This is a genomic window from Rhizomonospora bruguierae, from assembly GCF_018397995.1.
GTDB lineage: Bacteria > Actinomycetota > Actinomycetes > Mycobacteriales > Micromonosporaceae > Rhizomonospora > Rhizomonospora bruguierae.
In genome coordinates this window covers 1-5,737 of record NZ_BBQH01000114.1, presented here as the reverse complement: position 1 = coordinate 5,737, position 5,737 = coordinate 1, and the positions used below count along the sequence as shown (strand labels likewise).

Here is a 5,737-nt window from a genome sequence, read left to right as displayed (position 1 = left end):
GCAGGCGACAATGACACAGCGAGCTCCTGGTGAAACGGTTGGCTTAGACAACCGCCGATCTACCAGGAGCTCGCTTCATATCGATCCACTACACGCCGAGCTTCATCACCTTGTGACCATCCGCCCTGCCAAGTTCCCGGACGCTCACTTAGGCCAAGCTGCCGGCCTGCACGAGCAGCGGCCACACGTACGCGGCGATCGCCTCGTCTGGGTAGAAGTCGCCGCCTGACAGCATATCGGCGATCATGACGGCACTGGTCGCGGCCGGTCGTCGGGTCTTGTCACTGCAGCGCAACCGCCCCGAGTCGCACAGCCGCAGCACGGCGTGCACGCCGACCAACGCATGACCGCTCGGTCAGGCGCAGTTCCTCCGCCTCCGGGCTGTGGTCAACTGATTCCGGCCCAACCAGCCGAACCGTCGGTCCGGTTCGCCGATGCGCGTGGTTGGTTGGGAGTCGCAGTGACCCTTTGCCTGTTGTCGCCGGTTCTGGTCCTAGCCGGTAGGCAGCCCTGACCACGCGAAAAACTGGCAAGGTAGAACATTTAGTTCTACACTCTTGTTCATGGAACGTATCGGTGTCCGGGAGCTGAACCAGAACACGAGCCAGGTGTTGGCTCGGGTGAGCGGCGGCGAGACCGTCGAGATCACCGATCGCGGGCACCCGATCGCCCGACTTGTTCCGGTAGGTGATGACAGGTCGACGCTGGCCAAGCTGGTAGCTGCGGGGCGGGCGGTTGCCCCGACCGGCGGCGGTCCCGTTCCGCTTCCGCCGAAGCTCGGTGACGAAGATGTGGACGTGGCCGCCACGCTCACCGCAATGCGAGACGAGGAGCGCTGGTGATCTACCTCGATTCCGCCGCCGTCGTCAAGCTGGTTCGGCAGGAGGCATGCAGCGCTGACCTTGTCTCCTGGCTCAACACCCACAACGACGCGCCGCTGGTCTCCTCCGCTCTCGTCGAGGTGGAAGTGCCCAGAGCATTACGCCGATCAGCCCCGCAAGCCTTGATCGGAGTGCCGGCGGCCGTGGGCCGGCTCTTCCGACTGGAGATCGACAGTACGATCCGCGCGACTGCAGCCGCGTTCGCCGAGCCGATGCTACGCAGCCTCGACGCCATCCACCTCGCCACCGCCCAGGTTCTGACCAACGAGTCCGGAACAGCGCTCATCGCCTTCGTCACGTACGACCGGCGACTGCTCGAATGCGCCAAGGCCGCAGGACTACCCGTAGCAAGCCCGGGCCAGAACTGACCCGCGACTCCCGAAGGCAGGCTGAGGTGCTCGCGTGAGCGAGCCGGTGTGCCGCGCAACGCCCAACTCCAGCCGATCCGGTGTACGTCCGAGCACATCCGCACGCCACCGAGCCACGGCCGCAGGACCAGTGGGCCGTCGGCGGCGGGCGGGAATCCACGTCTTGCGGGTGATCCCTGCCTGTCCCGTCTATCGGAAAAGGTCCATGCCCGGATACATCCTTACCCGATGTCACCGCTGTCTGGCTCAGTTGTGTGACGGGTCGGCGTGGCGTCGTTGCGGGATCTCGATAGCCGGTCTGCCGGCGAGGCGGAGGCCGGCCGGGGCGGCCGTGCCACACAAGGTGGATCAACAGCGCGATCAGGCTTGTGGCGCGTACGGCTGTCCCCTTGACCCTCTCCGTTTGGGCATCCGTTTCGAGTGGGCCGCTCGAACCCCGAACCTATGGATTAAAAGTATCCAGAAGGGGACAGAGCGCTACCATTCGCGCGCCGTCCGGATTCCGGGCGCGTCGTCCGGCCGCGTTGATGCTGGTCCGCGGCGCGCCTATCGAGATTGACGCCGCGGTGAGTGGCTGGCAGAGGTGCGAATCCGGGAGTCGTGCCGTGAATCCGTCCGGCATCGGAACATCCGAGCACCCGTGGAGCACCCGTGATGCCGGTGCGCCCGCTCGTTGCCCGCTCCGCCGTGACCCCGGGGACTGGCCACCACTGCACGCCCGGATGGAGCGATCGTCGCAATAGTGTTACGCTTGCTCCATGTCGAGGCGTACGGCGCTGGCTGCGATCAGCCCGGTGGCCAGCGAGCAGTGGGGCATGATCACTGCGGGACAAGCTCGCGGTCTTGGTGTGTCCCGGCAGGACCTGAAACGACTCGTTGACGACGGCACGCTTGCCATCGCAGATCAGGCCGCGCGCGTGTACCGGCTCACGGGCGTGCCCGAAGACCCAGAGCTGGACCCGCTACGCGCGGCCTGGCTGCAACTCGGGGGCGCCAAGTCGTGGCACGAACGCGCCGCCGCCCCCGATGCCATCGTCAGCCACCGCAGCGCCGCGCATCTGCGCGGCCTCGGTGACCTGATTCCACGCGAGCACGAGTTCTACGCCACCACCCGGCTGCGACCTCGCCGCAACGACATCAAACTACGCGTCCGTTCACAGATTCCCCCGGACAGTTGGGAGGTCTGGGGGGGACTGCCGATACGGACCGTGCCAGCGATCATCGACGATCTGCTCGCCGACGGGGAGGACGAGTCCGCAGTGGTACAGGTCGTGCATGACGCCCTCGCTCTGGGCCTTCTGCACAAAGACGCGCTCAAGGCCATCGTCGCGCCCACGCGGCCGCCTACGGCCACTCCGACCCGGCAGAGTTCGTCCGGGTACTCGTTGGCGAGGAGACGCGTAGATGAGCGGATCCACGTTCCGGTATGAGACGCCTTCGGCGTTCAGGACAGCACTCAAGGAACGCTTCGGGCAGATCGCGCGAGTTGACCGGCGCTACCGACTCGACGAACTCCAGCGTCAGTTCGCCTACGACCGGGCACTCGCCCGGTTGTTCAGATCCGATGACGCCGACCGGTGGGTGCTCAAGGGTGCCGGGGCGCTGTTGGCCCGGCTCGCCACGGCCCGGCACAGCAAGGACGTCGACGTGTTCTTCAACGCCACCGACGCCGATGTCAACGACGCCGTCGACGCTCTGCGTGCCGCGCTCCGGATCGACCTCGGCGATCATTTCGCCTTCGACGTCACCCGTGTCGCTCCCCTCCAAGAGGAGGCCAAAGGAGCCCGCGTACACGTCAACACCCGACTCGGCCCGACGTCGTTCGCCGGCTTCCACATCGATGTTGTTGTCGGCACCGTCATGACAGGCACACCAGACATCGTCGCTCCGCTGACGCCACTGAACATCGAGGGACTCGTTCGGCCGAACTATCGCGTCTTTCCGATCGCCGACCACCTGGCCGACAAGCTCTGCGCGACCATCGGTACCTACGCCCGAGACGGGCAGCCCGCGAGCAGCAGCCGGGTCAAGGACCTCGTCGACATCGCCATCATCGCCATCACACACGCCATCAGCGCCGATGCGCTGCGCACCGCTGTCGTCAGCAACGCGGCGATGCGCAAGATCGAACTTCCCGAACGATTCGTCGTTCCCGACGTTGTCGGCTGGGCCGCTCGCTATCCGAGAGTCGCAGCTGAGCCTCGATCCACCGATGAATGTCGGGTTGGTGGGACCCCGGAGATAGAAAGTGCCCTCTGAGCTGGAAAGATAGGAGTTCTCACGCTTCTATCGCTTCGCTCGAGAGGGCACCTCGCAGGTGAGACTACGCCAGGACGCGCCGGTGGTGCGCGCGACGTTCGATGATCCAAATCTGGTGTCCTGTGCCGGTCTGGTTCCGGTGATGCGCCTGGCCCAGCAGGCGGGCCTGCACGACGCGGTCACCGACCGGGTGCGGCTACCGACGGACAAGGGCGCCAACCCTGCCGGGAAGGTCGCCACGATTCTTGCTCACCGGAAAGGTGCACCCGCTTCTGCTGTGGACATGATCTAGGCAATGACATCCTTGCAGGTCAGGTGCACCTTTCCTTCATCACCCTCGATCAACCAATTCCCCTCTGAACAGGGGAGGCTGGTGGCTGGGACTGCTTTATGGGTGGCCGTGCCGCATTCAGCGGCGGTGTTGTCGTTCTGCACGGCGTAGGTCAGACCGCGTAGCAGCGCCCGGGTGAACCGCTGGACCAGGTCGGGGTCTTTACGCAGCAACGCTTTGGTGGTGACCAGCACGTTGCCGTAGAGGTCGGTCATGTAGGTGTTGTAGGGCAGGATGACCACGGAGTGCGGGGCGATGGCTGTGGTGATGGCTGGCTTGCCGGGCACGAACTGGCCGATCGCGTCGACCTTCCCGCCGGCCAGCATGGACGGCAGTTGCTGGGGGGCGAAGTTCACGAACGTCACCTTGTCCACGTTGATCCCGGCGAGTTTGGCGTAGCCGGGGAACATGTACTCCGGCACTGAGCCTTTCGCGGCGCCGATTGTCTTGCCTTCCAGGTCTCTGGGGGTCCGGATCGTGCCGTCGTCCTTGGCCATCAAGGCGATCATCGTGTTGGCCTGGAGCGCGGCGACAACAACGAACTCGTCGAACTGGTTGTTACCGGCCCGCATGACCGCGCCGGAGTAGTCGATCGAGGCGAACTGCGCCTTCCCGGCCGCCAACAGTTGGAGGTTGGTGTCCCCGGCCGAGCCGGGCTGCACCTCAACCTCAAGATCGTTATCGGTGAAATACCCCTTGTCCCGGGCCAAATACACGAACCCTTCACGCCCGAACGTGCCGAAAGCAGTCAGATAGGTCACCTTCCCCACCAGATGCCCGGCGTTCTGCCCCGGCGTGGCCGAACAGGCAACGACCGCGGGAGCGGCGAGTACCGCAAGGACCACCACAGCGGCGGCGAGCGGCTGCCACCGCCCACGGCGCGACTGCGCCAGGGCGCCCGGCGGCGCGGTTGTGTGCATGTGTTGCCTCCCCAAAATCTGATGTTGTCGAATGGGTAGTGCCAGCCCCCGAGGTGGACTCAATCCAGCTCGGGCAGATCCAGTAGGGCCGTGACCAGACAGTGGTCGGACTCGGGATCCATCTCGTCTTCCCGCACGACGACCTCGTAGGAGCCGGCAACGACGTGCCGACACAGCCCGCAGGTCATCCCCCCGGGCCCTTGCTCGACCATGTTGATCATCACGGCGGTGTCGCCTCGTCCGACGGCTGGGGTTGCGGGTCGAAAGCACAGGCTCCGTTCGGGAACAGCGGCGGTAGCATCGTCGTCCGCGGCTGGTCAACCGCCACCTTCAGCCGTAACTGCCACAGGCTGTCACCCAGGGTCAGCCGCTGCCCGGTCTCCGCGTCCAGCACAGTACCCAGCACGTGAACCCACTCCCGACCACCAGCCTCACCAGCTCGCGTCGTGGGGAAGGGCAGCACCTCGTCCACCAGGAACGGGAAACCCTGCGGCGCGTGGTCGAGAAGGAACGTTTCCCGATCGATCCAAAGGATGTCGTTTCGCAGGTGGAACACGCTGTTCTCCCCAGGATTCCACGATTATGAGCAAATCGAAGTAAGTGACGGCGGGCGTTCGACACAACACAGCTCGCCGTACCCACCCCCACCTGCCCTCCACTCGCCACCGATGCAGCGGCCACTATCGACCGAGTCATTAGATCGATGCACCGCTGGTGTATGTCCATCATCTTGGACAGTCACCACGACTCGGAATCCCTTTCCATGGCTTGGTCTACCACCGATTCTGTTACCCAGATTGCTCTGACGAGCGGCGATACCATGGGCCGCGACCCGGAGTTGTCACACCCGCGATCTTGCGGCCTTCAACGGACTGCTGACCGCTGGCTGCTGGAAGGGAACGCCGAGATCGCCCGGCTGGCGTCGACTGGGCCGAGATCAGCTTCAGTCGCGCGTACCGTAGTCCAGCGAGGGGCTAA

The 5,737-nt window shown here is 65.0% G+C and carries 9 protein-coding genes; 5 read left to right on the top strand and 4 right to left on the bottom strand.

Going from position 1 to position 5,737, the window contains the following annotated elements:
• Positions 1-148: 148 nt before the first annotated feature.
• Positions 149-331: a hypothetical protein gene (locus KJS59_RS30140; protein ID WP_213457320.1), complete on the bottom strand. Its 183-nt coding sequence runs from the start codon at positions 329-331 to the stop codon at positions 149-151.
• Between the two features lie 232 nt (positions 332-563).
• Here KJS59_RS30140 and KJS59_RS30135 point away from each other — a divergent pair, with 232 nt between their 5' ends.
• From KJS59_RS30135 to KJS59_RS30115, 5 genes are all read left to right on the top strand, one after another.
• Positions 564-842: a type II toxin-antitoxin system Phd/YefM family antitoxin gene (locus KJS59_RS30135; protein WP_213457318.1), complete on the top strand. Its 279-nt coding sequence runs from the start codon at positions 564-566 to the stop codon at positions 840-842.
• A complete protein-coding gene (locus KJS59_RS30130; protein WP_213457316.1) occupies positions 839-1,249 on the top strand; it encodes a type II toxin-antitoxin system VapC family toxin in 411 nt (136 codons plus the stop codon). Before KJS59_RS30135 ends, KJS59_RS30130 begins: the two co-directional genes overlap by 4 nt.
• A gap of 758 nt (positions 1,250-2,007) precedes the next feature.
• Entirely contained in the window at positions 2,008-2,679 is a 672-nt protein-coding gene (locus KJS59_RS30125) for a type IV toxin-antitoxin system AbiEi family antitoxin domain-containing protein (protein WP_213457314.1), read from the top strand.
• Positions 2,654-3,508 (top strand): nucleotidyl transferase AbiEii/AbiGii toxin family protein, encoded by an 855-nt coding sequence (locus tag KJS59_RS30120; RefSeq protein WP_213457312.1) that lies wholly within the window; start codon positions 2,654-2,656, stop codon positions 3,506-3,508. Before KJS59_RS30125 ends, KJS59_RS30120 begins: the two co-directional genes overlap by 26 nt.
• Positions 3,509-3,590: 82 nt before the next feature.
• Complete coding sequence (locus KJS59_RS30115; RefSeq protein ID WP_213457310.1) at positions 3,591-3,800, top strand: hypothetical protein; 210 nt, start codon at positions 3,591-3,593, stop codon at positions 3,798-3,800.
• Here KJS59_RS30115 and KJS59_RS30110 read toward each other — a convergent pair.
• From KJS59_RS30110 to KJS59_RS30100, 3 genes are read right to left on the bottom strand one after another with little or no spacing between them, the layout of a single operon-like run.
• Positions 3,797-4,759: an ABC transporter substrate-binding protein gene (locus tag KJS59_RS30110; RefSeq protein ID WP_213457308.1), complete on the bottom strand. Its 963-nt coding sequence runs from the start codon at positions 4,757-4,759 to the stop codon at positions 3,797-3,799. The genes KJS59_RS30115 and KJS59_RS30110 overlap by 4 nt on opposite strands.
• A 59-nt stretch (positions 4,760-4,818) precedes the next feature.
• Positions 4,819-4,980: a hypothetical protein gene (locus KJS59_RS30105; protein WP_213457307.1), complete on the bottom strand. Its 162-nt coding sequence runs from the start codon at positions 4,978-4,980 to the stop codon at positions 4,819-4,821.
• The gene (locus KJS59_RS30100; RefSeq protein ID WP_213457304.1) at positions 4,980-5,315 is read right to left on the bottom strand and encodes a hypothetical protein; all 336 of its coding nucleotides are present in this window, start codon (positions 5,313-5,315) and stop codon (positions 4,980-4,982) included. Before KJS59_RS30100 ends, KJS59_RS30105 begins: the two co-directional genes overlap by 1 nt.
• Between the last annotated feature and the right edge of the window lie 422 nt (positions 5,316-5,737).